We start from the raw sequence: 17,456 nt of genomic DNA, 5'->3' as shown, positions 1-17,456 counted from the left end.
CCGGAAAGGCTGTATTCCTTAATACAGTATGCAGGGATACAATAATCCCAGGGAGGAAACGATGACAGATCAACAGAAGTCGGCCTCGCGCGTCTCGCGCCGGGGCTTCATGAAGGCTGCCGGTCTCGGCGCGGCCGGCACGAGCATGGGCGTCGTCACGGTATCGAGCGCGCAGGCGCAGAGCTGGGACCAGGAAACGGACGTGATCGCCGTCGGCTCGGGAGGGGCGGCCTTTGCGGGCGCGGTCGGTGCGATCGACAACGGCGCCGAGGTCATCATGCTCGAGAAGGCGCCCTATACCGGCGGCACGACGGCGAAATCCGGCGGCGGCTTCTGGATCCCGAACAGCCCCTATATGCGGGCGATGGGCATCGAGGACAGCAAGGAAGACTTCCTGCGCTATTGCGCCCGCGTCTCCTTCCCCGAACTCTACAACGACCAGAGCGAGACCTACGGGCTCTATGATCTGCAGTTGAAGCTGCTCGACACCTACTACGACAACGCCGCGCGCGTCGTGGAGACGCTGAACGACAGCGGCGCGCTGCCCTCGACCATGGCCCTGTCCTGGGAGGGCGAGCCGGGCTCCGACTATCATGCCCAGCTGGCCGAGAACGCCGGCATCCGCGGCCGCCAGACGAGCACGCGCAACGAGGACGGCACCGAAGGCTTCGGCGCCGACATGATCTACTATTTCGAGAATTACGTTCTCGACCACGGCGGCGAGATCCTGACGAGCCACCGCGTGACCAAGATCGTCCGCGAGGAAGACGGCCGGGTCATCGGCGTTGTCGCCGACACGCCGGACGGCGAGCGCATGTTCCGCGCGCGCAAGGGCGTCATCTTCGGGTCGGGCGGCTTCACCCACAACAAGCAGATGCGCACCACCTATCTGCGCACCCCGGTCATGGGCGGCTGCGCCGTGCCGACCAACGAGGGAGACCTGATCCTCATGGCCTCCGAGATCGGCGCCAAGCTCGGCAACCTCAACGAGGCGTGGAACCAGCAGGAGATCCTCGAGGAAGTGCTCGAATACTCCTCGGTGCCGTCGGGCGTGTTCTTCCTCGGCGGCGACTCGATGATCGCGGTCAACCGGTTCGGCCAGCGGATGTATGACGAGAAATACGTCTATCCCGAGCGCACGCGCTCTCACCAAGCCTACGACATCTTCAACGGGGATTATCCCAATCTCTACCAGATGATGATCTTCGACGAGAAGGCCCGCGAGTTCGGCGGTTTCCTCATTCCGCAACCGGGCGCCGACCTGCCCAAGCACGTCATCACCGGCGCGACCTGGGAGGAGCTTGCGGCCAATATCCAGGCGCGCTTCGACTCGCTGGCGAGCGAGATCGGCAGTTACAAGTTGGCCGACAACTTCACCGAGGCGCTGGCGGAGACGGTGACGCGCTTCAACGGGTTCGCCGAGACCGGCGTGGACGAGGATTTCCACCGCGGCGAGGCGCCGATCGACCGGTTCTTCCATGCGATCCCGCTCGACCGCGGCTATCCGAACCCCTACATGGCGCCGATCTCGGAGGAGGGGCCGTACTACGCCATCCTCCTCGCGGCCGGCACGCTCGACACCAAGGGCGGCCCGGTCTTCAACGAGAACGCCCAGGTGATCTCGACCCGGGACGAGCCGATCCCCGGCCTCTACGTGGCGGGCAATGCCGGCGCCTCGCCCTCGGGCAAGAGCTACCTCGGCGGTGGCGGCACGCTCGGCCTCGGGATCACCTTCGGCTACATGGCGGGCGAACACGCCGCGTCGCAGGGCTGACCCGGCTCCATCCCGCCCCGCCGGTTGCGCGGGGCGGGGTCACTTCCCCTCTCAGGATGCCACCCATGAAACTGCCTTTCGCGGCCGCCCTCGGCGGTCTCACCTTCCTTGCGGGCGCCGCTGCGGCGCAGAATGCTGCCACCGTGGATTTCGAGGCGGACGTGCAGCGCACGTTCGACCGGCGCTGCGTCGCCTGCCACAACGACAGGGCGCCCGGCTCTGAAATGTCTCTGCAGGCCGGCTCGTCGCTCGACAACATCCTCGGCGTGCCCTCCGTCGAGCTGGCCGGGATGAACCGCGTCGAGCCGGGGAACCTCGAGCAATCCTACCTCGCGCACAAGCTGCAGGGAACTCATGTCGAGGTGGGCGGCTCCGGCGAACGGATGCCGCTCGGCGGCCGGCTGCGCGACGCCGAACTTGAGGCGATCTTCGCCTGGATCGAGAGCCTGCCGCCCGAGGAGGGCGCGGCGGAAGACGCGGCGGAGGACGCAGGCGAGGACGCCGCGGACGCCGATGACGCGGCCGAGCCGACCGACGCGGATGTCTCAGAGTGACCGACAGTCTTCTTTACACCGCGCAGGACGGGCCGGAGGGCGGGCTGCCCTGGCTCGTCCTCGCCGACAAGTATCACTCGCTCGATGACGTGCGGCGATTCGGCGAGGCGGAACTGCCCGCCGACACCCGGCGCATCGCGGTCCGGGGCTCGCGGGTGCAGACCATCGGCGGCAATGGCGTGCCCTACGGCGCCTATTGGCATATCGGCCCGGTGGAGCGGCCTGAGCTTTCGACCTTCGGCGATGCGCTCTTCCAGATCGAGATCGTGCTGGGAGAGGTCGCAGAGCGCCTTGGCACCCCCGTCGGCCTTCTCGGCCAGGGGCAGGGCGCCGTCCTCGCGATGGTCCTGGGCTTCCTCTGGCCGGAGCGCGTGCGCGAGATCACGGCGATCGGCGCCGGCTTCCCGCAAACGCTCTCCGCCATGCCCGTCACCCTGCAACAGGCGCCTCACATCACGGTCACGCTACGCGATGTGGATGCCGAGGTCCTTGAGCAGACCTCCCTCGTGGCGCGTGAACTGGGCGCCAGCGTCGCCGGGGCGGTGCGGAGCTCCTGAGCCGCATCCGGGGGGCTGGCCGGGTAGGTGTGTGCGAGAAGCCGAAAAATCGGCGACCAAGTCACCATACTTCAGCGGGTCCCATAGGCTCGCAGGAAGGCATCGACGCCGTCCGCGATGATCTTGCCCGCTCCACCATCCGCCGTTGCAAACGCCTCACCGTCCCCGGATTCCTCCAGGACGAGCCGGATGGTCAGCGCAGTGAAGTGTCTGGCTGCGGTGCGGGGCTCTTCCGTTGCGATGTGGCCCTCAGCGGCGAGCTGGGCGAAGCGCTCTTCTAGCAGCGTCTCGGGGTGTATCCGCACGCTTGCGGGAAGCAGCTCCCTGGGGGTGGAGGGCAAGGTCAGCCGCCGGAACTTCACATAATCCGCCGAGGGAAGGGCCTCGATTGTCACCCGCCTCGCGAAGGCGATCAGGGAGGCGCGAAGGTCGCCTGGGTCCGAGAGTTCCTCGTCCAGCGCCGACCGGACGATGGCGACCAGAGTCTCATGGACGCGCTCGAGGACCTTTTCAAAGAGCGCCTGCTTGCCGTCGAACTGATTGTAGATGGTGCGTTTGGACACGTTCGCCCGGGCGGCGATCGCGTCCACGCTCGGTCGCTCGTAGCCGTAGGCCACGAAGAGCGCCTCGGCCGCGTCCAGAATGTCGGTGCGCTTTGCGTCCGATCTCGGCTGGCGGCCGGGCTGTCGATCCAGATCTGAATTCATCGCATCGAGCCTCTTTAAGTTCCGTCACCGCGTAATTACACTACACGGTGTAGTGTAACAAGCGAGTCCGCCCATGAAACCTTCGACCCATGGTCATCTCCCTGCGGCGCCGGGCATCCGGGCGGAGGGCCTGACCAAGCAATACGGCAACAAGTTCGCGGTGAGGGGCCTGTCGTTCGACGCGAAGCCCGGCGTCATCACCGGCTTTCTCGGGCCCAATGGCGCAGGCAAAAGCACCACGCTCCGGATGCTGCTCGGCCTCACCCGTCCTACCGCCGGCCGGATCACCATCGATGGCCGCAGCATTGCCGAGTTCGACAGGCCGGCGCGCGTCGTCGGCGCGCTGCTCGATGCGCGGGCGGTCCACCCGCGCCGCACCGCCGAAGACCACCTGAGCGCCTTCGCCCAGGCGGCAGGGCTGGGGCGAGAGCGCGTTGCGCAAGTCCTCGAGCTGGTGGGGCTCAGCGGCGCCGCGCATCGCCCTGCGGGAGAGTTCTCGCTCGGGATGCTGCAGCGGCTGGGAATCGCGACCGCCTTGCTCGGCGATCCGCAAATCCTTGTGCTCGACGAGCCGCTCAACGGCCTCGACCCCGAGGGCATCAGGTGGCTTCGCCTGCTGCTCCGGCGCCTCGCGGACGAGGGGCGGACGGTCCTGTTCTCCAGCCACCTCATGTCCGAGATGGCGCTGACGGCTGACGATCTGATCGTGATCGGGCAGGGGCGGCTGATCGCCCAGATGTCGCTGGACGCCTTCGTCGATGCGCATACCGAGCAGAGGGTCAGGGCCCGTGCCGCGTCACCGGACGACCTCGCGCGGGTGCTGCGCCGCTCCGGTCTGCAAGTGGACGCTGGCGCCGGCCCCGGATTGCTGATCACCGGCGGCGACACCGCCACTGTCGGACGGATCGCTGCCGCCGAGGGGATCGCCCTTGAGGAACTCGTGCAGGTCCGCGACTCGCTCGAGGAGGTGTTCCTCACTCTCACCCGCGATGCCACAGATTACGAAAGCCGTGCCGCATGAGCCTTTTGCATTCCGAATGGACCAAACTCCGCAGCTTGCGGACGACCTGGATTCTGGCGCTCAGCGCCGTTGGCTCGGGCGTCGCGCTGAGCCTCCTGGGGGTCTCCGATATGCTGGGAAGCGCGCCGGCCGACCTGCCGGCAGACTGGGACCCGACCGCAGAGAGCCTCAAGGGCTTCCTCTTTGCCCAACTCCTGATCGGGATGCTGGGCGCGCTTGTCTTCACCTCCGAGTTCGACACCGGGACGATCGCGCCCAGCCTTTCAATCGCACCGTCGCGTGGGCGGCTGTTGGCGGCAAAGACCGGAGTGGTCTTGGCGATCGCCTTCGTGACCTCTCTTGTCACAACGGCATTCAGCTTCGCCGCCGTGCAATTGACGCTCCAGGGGGCCGGGCTCCCATCTGCCCTGGCGGACGGCTCAAATGTGCTCGTGGCGCTCGCCGGAGCGATTGGCTACCTGACCCTCGTCTGCCTTCTCGGCGTGGCTGTCGGAGGCATCCTGAAATCCGCGACCGGCAGCCTGGGGGCGTTGGTGGGCATCACACTCCTTGTGCCGGCCATCGCGCCCGGGTTGCCGGGGGCCATCGGAGAGGCCTTCGCGCGCTATTGGCCGATCAACGCGGGGCAGGCGGCCTATGCGACATTGCCCTCCGCAGAGGCGGTCGCGCCTGGGTTGGGCCTCGGCATTCTCGCAGCCTGCGCCGCCCTGGCACTCGGGGCCTGTCATCTGCTCTTCCGCGCCCGGGATATCTGACGCACCATCGGTGTCTGCACACGCCGGCCGATTGCAGGCGGGCGGCGTGTGCGCCCGTCTTGCACGTGCCGGTCCGGCCGCAGCGAACGACCGCATTCCGTACTCGGGGCCGGAACAAAAAACACAATGTCTGGGAAGATTGTGGAGGCGAGTACCGGAATCGAACCGGTCTAGACGGATTTGCAATCCGCTGCATAACCTACCTGCCCACTCGCCTGAGCCCGGCCCTGATAGCCCAGCCCCCGGCGCCATGCAAGCCGCGCGCCGACGCCTTGCGGAGCGGCGGCCCGGCCGGTGTCTCGCCGCCAAAGGGCCGCAGCCGGTGGCCCGCACCCGCCTTGCCGATCACAAGGACTCAAGCGCGGCGATCGGGCGTTGAAGGGCGGGGGAAGCTATGGCATCACCCTTCGAGAAGGACCCCTCGAGGAAGGCTCTGTCATGGCCGATTATGCCCGCCGCCGCACGATGATGGTCGATACGCAGGTCCGGCCCTCCGACGTCACGAAATATCCGATCATCGCCGCCATGCTGCATGTGCCGCGCGAGCATTTCGTTCCGGGCCCGCTGCGCGAGGCCGCCTATGCCGGCGAGAACCTGGCGATGGGGGACGGGCGGGCGCTGCTCGCCGCGCGCACCTTCGCCAAGATGATCGACGCGCTGGAGCTGACGGCGCAGGATGTCGTCCTCGATATCGGTTGCCTGCAGGGCTATTCGACGGCCGTCCTGGCGCGGATCGCCGATTTCGTCGTCGCCGTCGAGGAAGCGCCGATGGCCGATGAGGCGGAGGCGCTCCTCTCGGAGGTCGAGATCGACAATGCCGCCGTGATCGCCGGCCCCCTGGTCGAGGGCGCCGCCAAGAGCGGCCCCTATGATGCCATTCTCGTCGAAGGGGCGGTGGAGGCCATCCCCGCCGCGCTGACCGACCAGCTCAAGGAGGGCGGCCGGATCGCCGCCATCTTCGCCAAGGGCACGCTCGCCACCGTGCGGGTCGGCATCCGCATCGGCGGCACCGTCCATTGGCGCGATCTCTTCCATGCCGGCGCGCCGGTGCTGCCCGGCTTCAGCACCGCGCCGGCCTTCGCATTCTAGAACCGGCAGACATCAGGGGTGGGGCAATGCGCATGAAATCTTGGGGTCGGCGGCTCGCCGCCGCGGCGCTCTTCGCGCTGCCTCTTGGCAATGCCGCCACGGCGGAGACGCTGGCCGACGCGCTTGCCTATGGCTACGAGCATTCCGGCCTTCTGGAGCAGAACCGCGCGCTCCTGCGCGCCGCCGACGAGGATGTCGCCCAGGCCAATGCCGCGCTCCTCCCGGTAGTGAGCTGGTCGGCCACCGCCTCCAGCACCCTGCAGGACCAGCCGGGGGCGGATCTCGTTTCCGCCAACCTGCAGCTTTCGGCGCAGCTCACGCTCTATGACGGCGGGGCCAATCGGCTGGCTGTCGAGGCCACGAAGGAGAACGTGCTCGCCACGCGCGCCTCGCTCGTCGGGATCGAGCAGCAGGTGCTGATGCGCATCGTCGAGGCCTATTTCAACCTGCGCCGCGCGCAGGAATTCGTGGCGCTCCGCGAGAACAACGTCAGCCTCATCACCCGCGAGCTTCGCGCCGCGCGGGATCGCTTCGAGGTCGGCGAGATCACGCGGACGGATGTCTCGCTCGCCGAGGCGCGGCTCGCCGCCGCCCGCTCGCTCTATGCGGCCGAGCAGGGCACGCTGGTGCGCGCCGTCTATGAATTCCAGGTGGCGGTCGGCCGCGAGCCCGGCTCGCTCGAATGGGCCGGCCCGGCGCCGATCAACCGTAGCCTCGCCGATGCCAAGGCCTGGGCGCTGCGCAACCACCCGTCGATCATCCAGAGCCAGCACAGCGTCGCGGCGGCCGAGCTTGGCATCGAGCGCGGCGAGGCGGCGCTCCGCCCGACTCTCGGCCTTTCCGGCGGCGTCGGGGTGGACAGGGACGGCAACACCGGGCGGACCGTGCAGCTTCAGCTCTCCGGGCCGATCTACCAGGGTGGGCGCCTCTCCAGCGCCATCCGCCAGCTCATGCAGCGGCGGGATGCGGCGCGCAGCCAGCTTCTGATCACCGCGCAGGGCGTCGAGCAGGGGGTCGGCAATGCCTGGGCCTATCTCGAAGTGGCCCGCGCCAGCCGCGAGGCCTATCAGCGCCAGGTCGAGGCCTCGACCGTCGGCTTCAACGGTGTCCGGGAGGAGGCCGAGCTCGGCTCCCGCACGACGCTCGACGTGCTGAACGCCGAGCAGGAACTGCTCGACGCCCGCACGAACCTGATCTCCGCCGAGGTGGACGAGGCCATCGCGTCCTACGGTGTTCTCTCGGCGATGGGGCTGCTGACGGCGGAGGACCTCGGGCTCAACGTGCAGGTCTATGATCCCGAAGCCTATTATTCGCTGGTCGAAGGCGCGCCGACGCGGCTCTCGGCGCAGGGTCAGGCGCTCGACCGGGTGCTGGAGGCCATCGGCCGCGAGTGACGTCGCCGCCGGTCGCTAAAGGCCGCTGCTTTTAGCGGTTTGCTTGGTAACGTTTGCCGTCTAGACTCGCCTAAAAAGGGCAGAGCGATGTCGGATCCCGCAAAGAACGTAGATATCGAGGACGTGTTGGCCTCGATCCGCCGGCTGGTGTCGGAGGGCGAGCGCAGCCAGAGTCACGGCACCGCACGGCGCGGCGCCGGGCGGCTGATCCTGACGCCGGCGCAGCGCGTCGCGCCCGATGAGGCGGAGGCCGATCCGGTGGCCGAGGCGCCGGAAGAGGCACCCGCCCCGGTCGCCGCCGAGGCCCCCGAGGAAGCCCCCGCGGAGTCGCCGGCATCCGACGTGGCGGAGGCGCCCTTCTGGTCGGATGCCGATATGGAAGAGGCTTCCAGACTCGGCGACGCCGAAGATCACTGGAAGGTCCCGGCAGCGCCAAAAGCGGATGACATCCCTGAAGAAGCAGCCGAGGAGCCGGAGCGCGAGCTCTGGTCCGTCGACGACTGGCTCGGCCCGGCCGAGGCGGAGACCCTGGGCACGGATGAGCCCCGCATCGGACCCGAGCTGGAGGACGAGGAGGACGAGGCCCCCGCGCTCGACGAGGAGGTCGCGAGCCTCGAGGCCGCCATCGCCCGCCGCCGAGCGCTGGCCGCGGGCGAAGACCTTCCCCCGAGGGCGGCCGAGACACCGGCCGAAGAGCGCGAGGCCGAGGATGCACCCGCCGATGACCTCGCCGGCGACCTGTCCGGCATCCTTGCCGACGGCGGCGCCGAAGCTCCGGCGCGGCGCCCGCTGCGGCTCGTCGACATGGCGCGCGACCCGGCGGTGGAGGAGGAGGCGGCGCTGCCGCCCATCGTCGCCCCCGCCGATGGCCCGGAGCCGGCCGCCGCCGCCTGGGCCAAGGCCCTGGCCGAGGCGCATGAGGTCGGCGAGCGCCGCCGCGCCGATGCCGCCGCCGATACCTCCGTCGAAGAGCGACTCGATGCGGCGCTGCGTGTCGACGGGATCGACGAGGCGGCACTTCGCGAGCTCGTCACCAAGATCATCCGCGAGGAGCTGCAGGGCGCGCTCGGCGAGCGCATCACCCGCAACGTCCGCAAGCTCGTGCGGCGCGAGATCTATCGCGCCCTGGCCGAGGACGAGGGCTGACCCACAGCCCACAGTGCGGCGAAAGAGAAACGGCCCCGGGGTGAGTGCTCACCTCGGGGCCGTTTCCTTTTTGGCGTCGGCTAGCGGTAGCCCGAGCTGCCCCTGATGGTGTCAGGGGCAGCCCCGCCCTCAGCGGTTCTCGATATCGACGTAGTCGCGCTCGGTCTCGCCGAGGTAGAGCTGCCGCGGCCGGCCGATGCGCAGCTGCGGATCGGCAAGCTGCTCTTTCCACTGCGAAATCCAGCCGACGGTCCGCGCCAGCGCGAAGATCGGCGTGAACATCGAGGTGGGGAAGCCCATCGCCTCGAGGATGATGCCGGAGTAGAAATCGACGTTCGGGAAGAGCTTCTTCTCGGCGAAATAGGGATCGTCGAGCGCCTGCTTCTCCAGCTCCTTGGCGACCTGCAGCGTCGGGTTGTCCTCGATGCCGAGGAGCTCGAGCACCTCGTCGGCGCTTTCCTTCATCACCGTCGCGCGGGGGTCGAAGTTCTTGTAGACGCGGTGCCCGAAGCCCATCAGGCGGAACGGGTCGTCCTTGTCCTTGGCGCGGGCGATGTACTCGGGGATCTTGTCCACCGTGCCGATCTCGCGGAGCATCTCCAGGCAGGCCTGGTTGGCGCCACCATGGGCGGGGCCCCAGAGGCAGGCGATGCCGGCGGCGATGCAGGCGAAGGGGTTGGCGCCGGAGGAGGAGGCGAGCCGCACCGTCGAGGTCGAGGCGTTCTGCTCGTGATCGGCGTGGAGCGTGAAGATCCTGTCCATCGCGCGGGCGAGAACGGGGGAGACCTCATAGCGCTCCGCCGGTACCGAGAAACACATGTGCAGGAAGTTCGCCGCGTAATCGAGATCGTTGCGCGGATAGACGAAGGGCTGGCCGATCGAATATTTGTAGGCCATCGCCGCAATGGTCGGCATCTTGGCGATGAGCCGGATCGAGGCGACCTCGCGCTGGTGCGGATCCGAGATATCGGTCGAATCGTGGTAGAAGGCGGCCATGGCGCCGACGACGCCGACCATGATGGCCATCGGATGCGCATCGCGCCGGAAGCCGCGGAAGAAATACTGCATCTGCTCGTGCAGCATCGTGTGGCGCGTCACCAGATTCTCGAAATCCTCCAGCTCCTTCGCCGCGGGCAGCTCGCCGTAGAGCAGCAGGTAGCAGACCTCGAGATAATGCGAGCGCTCGGCGAGCTGGCCGATCGGATAGCCGCGGTGCAGGAGCACGCCGGCCTCGCCGTCGATATAGGTGATGGTGGAATCACAGGCCGCGGTGGAGGTGAAGCCCGGGTCATAGGTGAAAACGCCGGCCTGGCCGTAGAGTTTGCGGATATCGATGACATCGGGCCCCGCCGTCGGCGAATGCACGGGGAGCTCGTAGCTCTCGCCGCCGATCTGCAGGGTTGCTGTCTTGGTCTCTTCAGGCATGTCTATCCCCTTATGCTCAAAGCCCTGGCCCCGGGCGGGGCGGGCCTCAACCAACCGTTTGCCGGGGCATAGCACCCGAATGGCAAAGGTTCTGCTTCACGCGGCCTGATCGGCGATACGGGCGAGGCTTTCGTCCCTGCCGAGGACCATCATCATGTCAAACACACTCGGGCTCACGGCGCGGCCACTGAGCGCGGCGCGGAGGGGGGCGGCCAGCTTGCCGAGCCCGAGCCCATGCGCCTCCGCAACAGCCTTGACCACCTCCTCGAGATCGCTGCGGGACCAGCTAGCATTTTGCAGCTGCGGCGTCAATTCTCGCAGTATACCACGGGATACCGGATCGAGCGCCCTGGCGGCTTTCTCGTCCAGATCGAGCGGCCGGGTCGCCAAGGCAAATCCAGCCTTTTCAAGGACTTGATCGAAGGTTTTGGCGCCTTGCCGCGCCGGGCCGATGGCCTCTTCAAGGGCGCTCCAGGCGGTGGTGGAGAGCGGGCCGGTGCCGGTCGCGGCGAGGTAGCCTTCCAGTTCTTGCAGCACTGCGGCATCGCTCATCGCGGCCATGTGCTGGCCGCAGAGATTTTCGAGTTTCTTGGTGTCGAACCGGGCCGGCGCCTTGTTGATTCCGCCGAGGTCGAACCAGGCGCGGGCCTCCTCGTCGGTGAAGAATTCCGCATCGCCGTGGCTCCAGCCGAGCCGCGTCAGGTAATTGCGCATCCCCGCCGCCGGATAGCCCATGGCGCGATACTCGGCCGCGCCCGTGGCGCCGTGGCGCTTGGAGAGCTTCTTGCCGTCGGGCCCGAAGATCAGCGGGATATGCGCCATGACCGGCAGCTCCCAGCCCATCGCGTCGAAGATCATCTTCTGGCGGAAGGCATTGGTCAGGTGATCGTCGCCCCGGATGATATGGGTCACGCCCATGTCGTGATCGTCGACCACCACCGCGAGCATATAGACGGGCGTGCCGTCGGAGCGCAGCAGCACCATGTCGTCGAGCTGGTCGGCCTGCAGCGTCACGCGGCCCTGCACGGCATCCTCGATGCTGGTCTCGCCCTCCTGCGGCGCCTTGATGCGGACGGCATAGGGCGCGTCCGGATGGCTCGCCGGGTCGGCATCGCGCCAGGGCGAGCGGAAGAGCGTCGAGCGGCCCTCGGCCCTTGCCGCCTCGCGGAAGGCCTCGATCTCCTCCTGGGTGGAGAAGCACTTGTAGGCGCGGCCCGAGGCCAGCAGCTCTTCGGCCACCTCAGCGTGGCGCGCGGCGCGGGCGGCCTGGCTGATCGGCTCGCCGTCCCAGTCGAGCCCGAGCCAGCTCAGCCCGTCGAGGATCGCCGCGGTGTTCTCCGGCGTCGAGCGCGCCTTGTCGGTATCCTCGATGCGCAGCAGGAACTTGCCGCCCCGGCCGCGGGCGAAGAGCCAGTTGAACAGCGCCGTGCGGGCACCGCCGATATGCAGCGCGCCGGTGGGCGAGGGGGCAAATCGGGTGACGACCGGCCGGTCGGAGGAGCGGTCTGGCATGAGGGCTTAACCTTTCTTTCACCATGAGGGGAGAGGCTCGGCAGAAGCGGGATAGTGGCTTGGGGAGCCGAGAACAAGTGCGCCGCTGGATCCAAGCCGGGGCAGGGCCCGCGACGGGATGGGAGGCGCAGCGCGGCCATCTGCTCCTCTGGGTGCCCGTCTGCCTCGGCGCCGGGATCGGCTTCTATTTCGCCTTGCCGGTGGAGCCCTCGCGGCTCGGCTGGGCTGCCCTGGCGCTGGTCGGGGCCCTGCTGGCCGGTGGCGCCTGGCTGGGGCGCGGCCGGCTCGGCGGCGCCCTGGCGCTGGCCCTGGTGCTCGCTTCGCTCGGCGCCGGCCTCGCCGGAGCGCGCGTAGCTGCCGTCGCCGAGCCGGTGCTCGGCTTTCGTTACTACGGCCCGGTCGAGGGCCGGGTGCTGGAGGTAGATGTCTCCGCCAGCGAGGCGCCGCGCCTCCTCCTCGATCAGGTGGTCCTGCGCGACATGGCGCCGGAGCGGATACCGGCCCGGGTGCGCATCTCGCTCTTCGGAGACATGCGCTGGCTGGCGCCCGAGCCGGGGCAGCGCATCATGACCACGGCGCATCTGTCGCCCCCCTCCGCTCCGGCCGAGCCCGGCGGCTTCGACTTCCGCCGCCACGCCTGGTTCGAGCGGCTGGGCGCGCTCGGCTACACCCGGGCGCCGGCCCTCCTCTCGGAAGAGGCGGAGCCCGGCGCCCTGCCGCTCGCCCGGCTCCGGCGGGCGCTGTCCCTCGCTGTGCGCGACAGGATCGCGGGGGATGCCGGCGGCTTCGCGGCGGCGGTGACAACGGGCGACCGCTCGGGCCTCTCGCCCGGCGCGGCGGAGGCGCTCCGCGGCGCCAATCTCTATCACCTCGTCGCCATCTCGGGGATGCATATGGGGCTGCTGACCGGCTTCGTCTTCGCCCTCGTGCGCGGCGGGCTGGCCCTGATCCCGGCGCTGGCGCTGAGGCTCTCCACCAAGAAGCTCGCGGCGCTCGTCGCCCTGCCGGCGGCCGCCGCCTATCTCGCGCTCGCCGGCCGCGCCGTGCCGACGGAACGGGCCTTCGTCATGGCCGCCGTGGCGCTCGTCGCGGTGCTGCTCGACCGCCGGGCGATCTCGATGCGCGCCGTCGCCATCGCCGCGCTGATCGTGCTTGTCCTCCGCCCCGAGAGCCTGGTGAATGCCGGCTTCCAGATGTCCTTTGCGGCCGTCGTGGCGCTCGTCGCCGTCTTCGGCGCCATGCCGCTCTGGGGGCTGGCGCGGCGGGGGCGGCTCTGGCGATGGGCCATGCCGGCCCTGCTCCTCGGGCTCTCGTCGCTGGTGGCGGGGCTGGCGACGGCGCCTATCGCGGCCGTGCATTTCAACAGGATGGCGCTTTACGGGCTGGCCGCGAACCTTCTGGCGGTGCCGGCCATGGGGCTTCTCGTCATGCCGGGCGCGGTGATCGCCGGGCTCCTCGCGCCCCTCGGCCTTGCGGCGCCGGGCCTGCTCCTCATGGAATTCGGCGCCCGCTGGATCCTCGCAGTGGCCGCCCGCGTGTCGGAGGCGGAGGGCGCGGTGCGCGCCGTCGTCTCGCCGCCGGCGGCGGTCTTGCCGCTTCTCGCCTTCGGCGGGCTGGTGCTGGCGCTCTGGCGGGGTCGCGGCCGCTGGGCGGGCCTCGCGCCCCTCGGCCTGGCGCTGGCCCTTTGGCAAGGCGCGCCGCGCCCGGCGCTGCTCGTCTCCGACACCGGCGGCCTTCTGGGGCTCATGACGCCCGACGGCCGCGCCCTCAGCCGGGAGCGGACGGACAGCTATAACGCTGGCATCTGGCTTCAGAATGACGGCAGCCTCGCGACGCAGGAGGAGGCGGCCGCCAGCGGTGCGCTCGCCGAAAGCGCCGGCCAGCTCCGCATCGCCCTGGGCGGGGTGGAGATCCTGCAGATCCGAGGCACCCGTGCGCTGGCGGCGCTCGGGCCGGACTGCGGCGGGGCGGCGATCCTCATCGCAAATGTCGAGGTGCCGGGCCCGCGCCCCTGCGACGTCTACGATTCCCTGCGCTTGCGCGGCACGGGCGCCCTGGCGCTTGACCCGGCCGGTCACGGCGCGGCGCCCATCCCGTTCGCAGATCCTGCGGCACCCGAGGGTATCACTTTCGACGGTGGTTCAGCCGAGGTTACGGCGCTTGGAGAGCCGGGCGCCGGCGAAGAGCACCCGCTTGCGCCGCTCCAGCTCGTCACTGCCGCCGCCCGCGCCGGGCTCCGCCCCTGGACGGAGGTGGGCCCGCATCCGGCCCGGCCGCCCTGGCGGCTCGGGCCCTTTATCCGTCAATAGGTGCGGATCAGCCCGACGAGCTTGCCCTGCACCCGCACCTGATCGCCGCGGAGGAGTCGCGTCTCATAGGCGGGGTTGGCCGCCTCGAGCGCCACCATGCCGCCCTTGCGGCGGAGGCGCTTCAGCGTCGCTTCCTCCTCCTCGATGAGGGCCACGACGATGTCGCCATCGTCGGCCGCGTCGCTTTCGTGGATCACCACGATGTCGCCGTCGTTGATGCCGGCGCCGACCATCGAATCGCCGCGCACCTCGAGCGCGAAATGCGCGCCCTTGCCGAGCATCGCCTGCGGCACCGCCATCATGTGCGAGACCTCGCTGATCGCCGCGATCGGCACACCGGCGGCGATGCGGCCCATGACGGGCAGATCCATGACGCCGGGCGCGGAGCTCTCCGCCACGGGGGCGGGGGCGCGCCGCGGCAGGGCGACGACCTTATTCGCGGCGGCTTTCTCGGCCCCGAGTTTCTGCTCGAGCGCTTCGGGGAGCTTCACGATCTCCAGCGCGCGGGCGCGGTGGGCGAGGCGGCGGATGAAGCCGCGCTCTTCCAGTGCCGTGATCAGCCTGTGGATGCCGGATTTGGAGCGCAGATCGAGCGCTTCCTTCATCTCGTCAAAGGAGGGCGGCACCCCGTCGCGCTGGACGCGCTTGTGGATGAACTCCAGCAAATCCAGTTGCTTGCGTGTCAGCATGGTCGCCCTCATTGCCCGCCTGTTTGGGCAATGTTCTATATGTGTTCCTGTTTTGTGTCAATGCCCGTTGCCAATCGGCACGATCTCGACCGTCTCGCCCACCGCGCGCGCAGGGTCGCCCGGCGGCTGGACGATCAGGCAATCGGCCTCGGAAAGGACTGACAGCAAAGAGGAATCCTGTTTGGAGAAGGCGGTCACGCCCTCCGGCCCGCTCTTTGCCCGCAGGTAATGCTCCCGCGGCCCGTTGGCGGCGAGCGGCGCAGCGAGGCGGGCCATGCGGCGCTGCGCGGCGCCTTGCGGCAGGCCGAGCATCGCCGTGATCACAGGGGCCATGAAGATGCTGCCGCAGACGAGGGCGGAGACGGGATTTCCCGGCAATCCCAAGAGCATGGCCTCGCCCATCCGGCCGGCCATCAAGGGCTTGCCCGGGCGCATGGCCACCTTCCAGAAGCTGCGCTCGAGCCCCGCGCCGGCCGCCGCCTCGCCGACCAGGTCGTGATCGCCAACCGAGGCACCGCCGACCGTGATCACAAGGTCGGCCCCCTCGGCGAGGCGGAAGGCGAGCGCGAGAGACTCGAGCGTGTCGCGCGCGATCGGCAAGAGCCGCGGCAAGGCGCCAAGAGCCTGAAGTTGCGCGTAAAGTCCGTAGGTGTTGGAGGCGATGATCTGGTCGGGGCCGGGCGCGTCACCGGGGGCCACGAGCTCGTCGCCCGTGGCGATGATCGCCACCTCGGGCCGGCGCGTTACGGGCAGGGTCGCGTGATTCATTGCGGCGGCGAGGGCAATGTCGGCCGGGGAGAGCCGGCGCGGGGCGGACAGGCTGTCGCCCGGCCCGAAGTCGGCGCCCATGGCACGGATGTTGATGCTCTTTCCGGCCTCGGAGGAGAGCGTGATCACATCGCCTTCGCGGGCCACATCCTCCTGCAGGATCACCTGATCGGCGCCGTCCGGCACCGGCGCGCCGGTGAAGATCCGCACCGCCTCGCCAGCACCAACGCTTCCGGAAAATCCATGCCCCGCAGCACTTTCTCCGATGATCTTCAAGCGCCCGCCCGCGGCCACATCCGCCTGCCGCACGGCATATCCGTCCATGGCCGAGGCGTTGAACGGGGGCTGGCTGCGGCGGGCGGCGATGGGCCGGGCAAGGACGCGGCCGGCGGCGGCGGTGAGGGGAACCTCCTCCTCGCCGAGGGGCGTGACCAGCGCGAACAGTCGCTCCAGCGCCTCGGCGACCGTGATCACGCCTCGTAATCCCCAGATTTTCCACCGGATTTCCGCGCCAGGCGGATCTCGCCGATCTCCATGCCCTTCTCGGCCGCCTTCAGCATGTCGTAGATCGTCAGCGCCGTGACCGAGGCGGCCGTCAGCGCCTCCATCTCCACGCCCGTCTGGCCCGTGGTCCGGACCGTGGCGGAGATGCGGAGGCCGGGCAGCCCCTCGTCCGGCTCGATGCTGATCGAGACATGCGTGATCGGCAGGGGGTGGCAAAGGGGGATGAGCTCGGCGGTGCGCTTGGCGGCCATGATGCCGGCGAGGCGCGCCGTGCCGATGACGTCGCCCTTCTTTGCGGTGCCACTCATCGCGATATCAAGGGTTTGCGAGGTCATCTTGATGCGCCCCACGGCCACCGCCTCGCGCGATGTGACCGGTTTGCCCGACACGTCGACCATATGCGCTGCGCCGCTCTCGTCGAAATGGCTGAGCGCCATCAGAGGCCACCGGCGCGGGCGGGGACGTCGAGAAGCGCCTTGGTCGCCGCCGTGACATCCGCCTGCCGCATGAGGCTCTCGCCGACGAGGAAGGCGCGGGCGCCGTAGCGGGCGAGGTCCTCGATATGCTCGGGCGTGAAGATGCCGCTTTCGGCCACGATGATCCGCCCTTCGGGGACCCGGCGCGCAAGGGTTCGCGTTGTCTCAAGATCGGTCTCGAAGGTCTTGAGATTGCGGTTGTTTATCCCGATGAGCGTGGAGCTCAATTGCGACGCGCGCTCGAGCTCCTCCTGGTCGTGCACCTCGATGAGCGCGTCCATGCCCCAATGACTGGCCGCGGCCTCCAGCTCTTCGGCCTGGGCGTCGGAGACGCTGGCCATGATGATGAGGATGCAATCGGCGCCGAGCGCGCGGGCCTCGGCGACCTGCCAGGGGTCGTAGAGGAAATCCTTGCGCAGGACCGGCAGCGACACCGCGGCGCGGGCGGCGACGAGATAGGCATCGTCGCCTTGAAAGGACGGGCCGTCGGTGAGGACGGAGAGGCAGGTGGCGCCACCGGCCTCATAGGCCTCCGCGAGGGCCGGCGGGTCGAAATCCGCGCGGATCAAGCCCTTGGACGGGCTAGCTTTCTTGACCTCGGCGATGAGTCCGTAGCCGCCGCGGATCGCGCCGGAAAGCGCCTCGGCGAAGGGGCGGACGGCGGGCGCGGCGGAGGCGCGGGCCTCGATCTCCTGAAGGGGGGTCTCGGCCTTGCGGGCGGCGACCTCTTCCAGCTTATAGGCCTTGATCTTGTCGAGAATATCCATGGCGCGACA

General features: G+C 69.1%; 16 protein-coding genes and 1 tRNA gene. 9 read left to right on the top strand and 8 right to left on the bottom strand.

Annotation, left to right across the window (positions count from 1 at the left end; genetic code table 11):
- The first annotated feature begins 61 nt into the window (after window positions 1-61).
- The 3 genes from ACAZ03_RS09260 (at window position 62) to ACAZ03_RS09250 (ending at window position 2,885) form a co-directional block, all read left to right on the top strand.
- Window positions 62-1,774: an FAD-binding protein gene (locus ACAZ03_RS09260; protein WP_373352958.1), complete on the top strand. Its 1,713-nt coding sequence runs from the start codon at window positions 62-64 to the stop codon at window positions 1,772-1,774.
- 65 nt (window positions 1,775-1,839) lie between these two features.
- Window positions 1,840-2,328: a c-type cytochrome gene (locus ACAZ03_RS09255; protein ID WP_373352956.1), complete on the top strand. Its 489-nt coding sequence runs from the start codon at window positions 1,840-1,842 to the stop codon at window positions 2,326-2,328.
- Window positions 2,325-2,885: a hypothetical protein gene (locus ACAZ03_RS09250; protein WP_373352954.1), complete on the top strand. Its 561-nt coding sequence runs from the start codon at window positions 2,325-2,327 to the stop codon at window positions 2,883-2,885. The genes ACAZ03_RS09255 and ACAZ03_RS09250 overlap by 4 nt, the downstream gene beginning before the upstream one ends.
- 71 nt (window positions 2,886-2,956) lie before the next feature.
- Here the strand turns inward: ACAZ03_RS09250 and ACAZ03_RS09245 are convergent, their stop codons facing one another.
- Entirely contained in the window at window positions 2,957-3,592 is a 636-nt protein-coding gene (locus ACAZ03_RS09245) for a TetR/AcrR family transcriptional regulator (protein ID WP_373352952.1), read from the bottom strand.
- 73 nt (window positions 3,593-3,665) lie between these two features.
- Between ACAZ03_RS09245 and ACAZ03_RS09240 the strand changes: the two genes are divergently transcribed.
- Together ACAZ03_RS09240 and ACAZ03_RS09235 are read left to right on the top strand one after the other, a co-directional pair.
- Entirely contained in the window at window positions 3,666-4,613 is a 948-nt protein-coding gene (locus tag ACAZ03_RS09240; RefSeq protein ID WP_373352950.1) for an ABC transporter ATP-binding protein, read from the top strand.
- Window positions 4,610-5,368 (top strand): ABC transporter permease, encoded by a 759-nt coding sequence (locus tag ACAZ03_RS09235; protein WP_373352949.1) that lies wholly within the window; start codon window positions 4,610-4,612, stop codon window positions 5,366-5,368. The genes ACAZ03_RS09240 and ACAZ03_RS09235 overlap by 4 nt, the downstream gene beginning before the upstream one ends.
- Before the next feature lie 142 nt (window positions 5,369-5,510).
- On the opposite strand, the gene ACAZ03_RS09230 is transcribed toward ACAZ03_RS09235, so the two are convergent.
- A tRNA-Cys gene (locus ACAZ03_RS09230) sits at window positions 5,511-5,584 on the bottom strand.
- A gap of 222 nt (window positions 5,585-5,806) precedes the next feature.
- Between ACAZ03_RS09230 and ACAZ03_RS09225 the strand changes: the two genes are divergently transcribed.
- The 3 genes from ACAZ03_RS09225 (at window position 5,807) to ACAZ03_RS09215 (ending at window position 8,997) form a co-directional block, all read left to right on the top strand.
- The gene (locus ACAZ03_RS09225) at window positions 5,807-6,457 is read left to right on the top strand and encodes a protein-L-isoaspartate O-methyltransferase (RefSeq protein WP_373352947.1); all 651 of its coding nucleotides are present in this window, start codon (window positions 5,807-5,809) and stop codon (window positions 6,455-6,457) included.
- A 32-nt stretch (window positions 6,458-6,489) separates the two neighbouring features.
- Window positions 6,490-7,851: a TolC family outer membrane protein gene (locus ACAZ03_RS09220; protein ID WP_373352945.1), complete on the top strand. Its 1,362-nt coding sequence runs from the start codon at window positions 6,490-6,492 to the stop codon at window positions 7,849-7,851.
- Between the two features lie 87 nt (window positions 7,852-7,938).
- Window positions 7,939-8,997, top strand: a complete 1,059-nt coding sequence (locus ACAZ03_RS09215; protein ID WP_373352943.1) for a hypothetical protein — start codon at window positions 7,939-7,941, stop codon at window positions 8,995-8,997.
- 129 nt (window positions 8,998-9,126) lie between these two features.
- Here ACAZ03_RS09215 and gltA read toward each other — a convergent pair whose 3' ends face one another.
- Together gltA and gltX are read right to left on the bottom strand one after the other, a co-directional pair.
- A complete protein-coding gene (gene gltA / locus ACAZ03_RS09210) occupies window positions 9,127-10,422 on the bottom strand; it encodes a citrate synthase (RefSeq protein WP_373352941.1) in 1,296 nt (431 codons plus the stop codon).
- 96 nt (window positions 10,423-10,518) lie between these two features.
- The gene (gltX, locus tag ACAZ03_RS09205; protein WP_373352940.1) at window positions 10,519-11,934 is read right to left on the bottom strand and encodes a glutamate--tRNA ligase; all 1,416 of its coding nucleotides are present in this window, start codon (window positions 11,932-11,934) and stop codon (window positions 10,519-10,521) included.
- Between the two features lie 77 nt (window positions 11,935-12,011).
- Here gltX and ACAZ03_RS09200 point away from each other — a divergent pair, with 77 nt between their 5' ends.
- Window positions 12,012-14,243 (top strand): ComEC/Rec2 family competence protein, encoded by a 2,232-nt coding sequence (locus ACAZ03_RS09200; RefSeq protein ID WP_373352938.1) that lies wholly within the window; start codon window positions 12,012-12,014, stop codon window positions 14,241-14,243.
- On the opposite strand, the gene lexA is transcribed toward ACAZ03_RS09200, so the two are convergent.
- From lexA to trpC, 4 genes are read right to left on the bottom strand one after another with little or no spacing between them, the layout of a single operon-like run.
- The gene (gene lexA, locus ACAZ03_RS09195; protein WP_373352937.1) at window positions 14,237-14,932 is read right to left on the bottom strand and encodes a transcriptional repressor LexA; all 696 of its coding nucleotides are present in this window, start codon (window positions 14,930-14,932) and stop codon (window positions 14,237-14,239) included. The genes ACAZ03_RS09200 and lexA overlap by 7 nt on opposite strands.
- A gap of 57 nt (window positions 14,933-14,989) precedes the next feature.
- The gene (glp, locus tag ACAZ03_RS09190) at window positions 14,990-16,174 is read right to left on the bottom strand and encodes a gephyrin-like molybdotransferase Glp (protein ID WP_373352935.1); all 1,185 of its coding nucleotides are present in this window, start codon (window positions 16,172-16,174) and stop codon (window positions 14,990-14,992) included.
- Complete coding sequence (moaC, locus tag ACAZ03_RS09185; protein ID WP_373352933.1) at window positions 16,171-16,641, bottom strand: cyclic pyranopterin monophosphate synthase MoaC; 471 nt, start codon at window positions 16,639-16,641, stop codon at window positions 16,171-16,173. Before moaC ends, glp begins: the two co-directional genes overlap by 4 nt.
- Complete coding sequence (trpC, locus tag ACAZ03_RS09180) at window positions 16,641-17,447, bottom strand: indole-3-glycerol phosphate synthase TrpC (RefSeq protein WP_373352931.1); 807 nt, start codon at window positions 17,445-17,447, stop codon at window positions 16,641-16,643. The genes moaC and trpC overlap by 1 nt, the downstream gene beginning before the upstream one ends.
- Window positions 17,448-17,456 lie beyond the last annotated feature (9 nt).

The organism is Pseudoroseicyclus sp. CXY001 (assembly GCF_041714655.1).
In the GTDB taxonomy this organism is placed as follows: domain Bacteria; phylum Pseudomonadota; class Alphaproteobacteria; order Rhodobacterales; family Rhodobacteraceae; genus Pseudoroseicyclus_A.
This window is presented reverse-complemented; position numbering and strand designations above follow the sequence as displayed.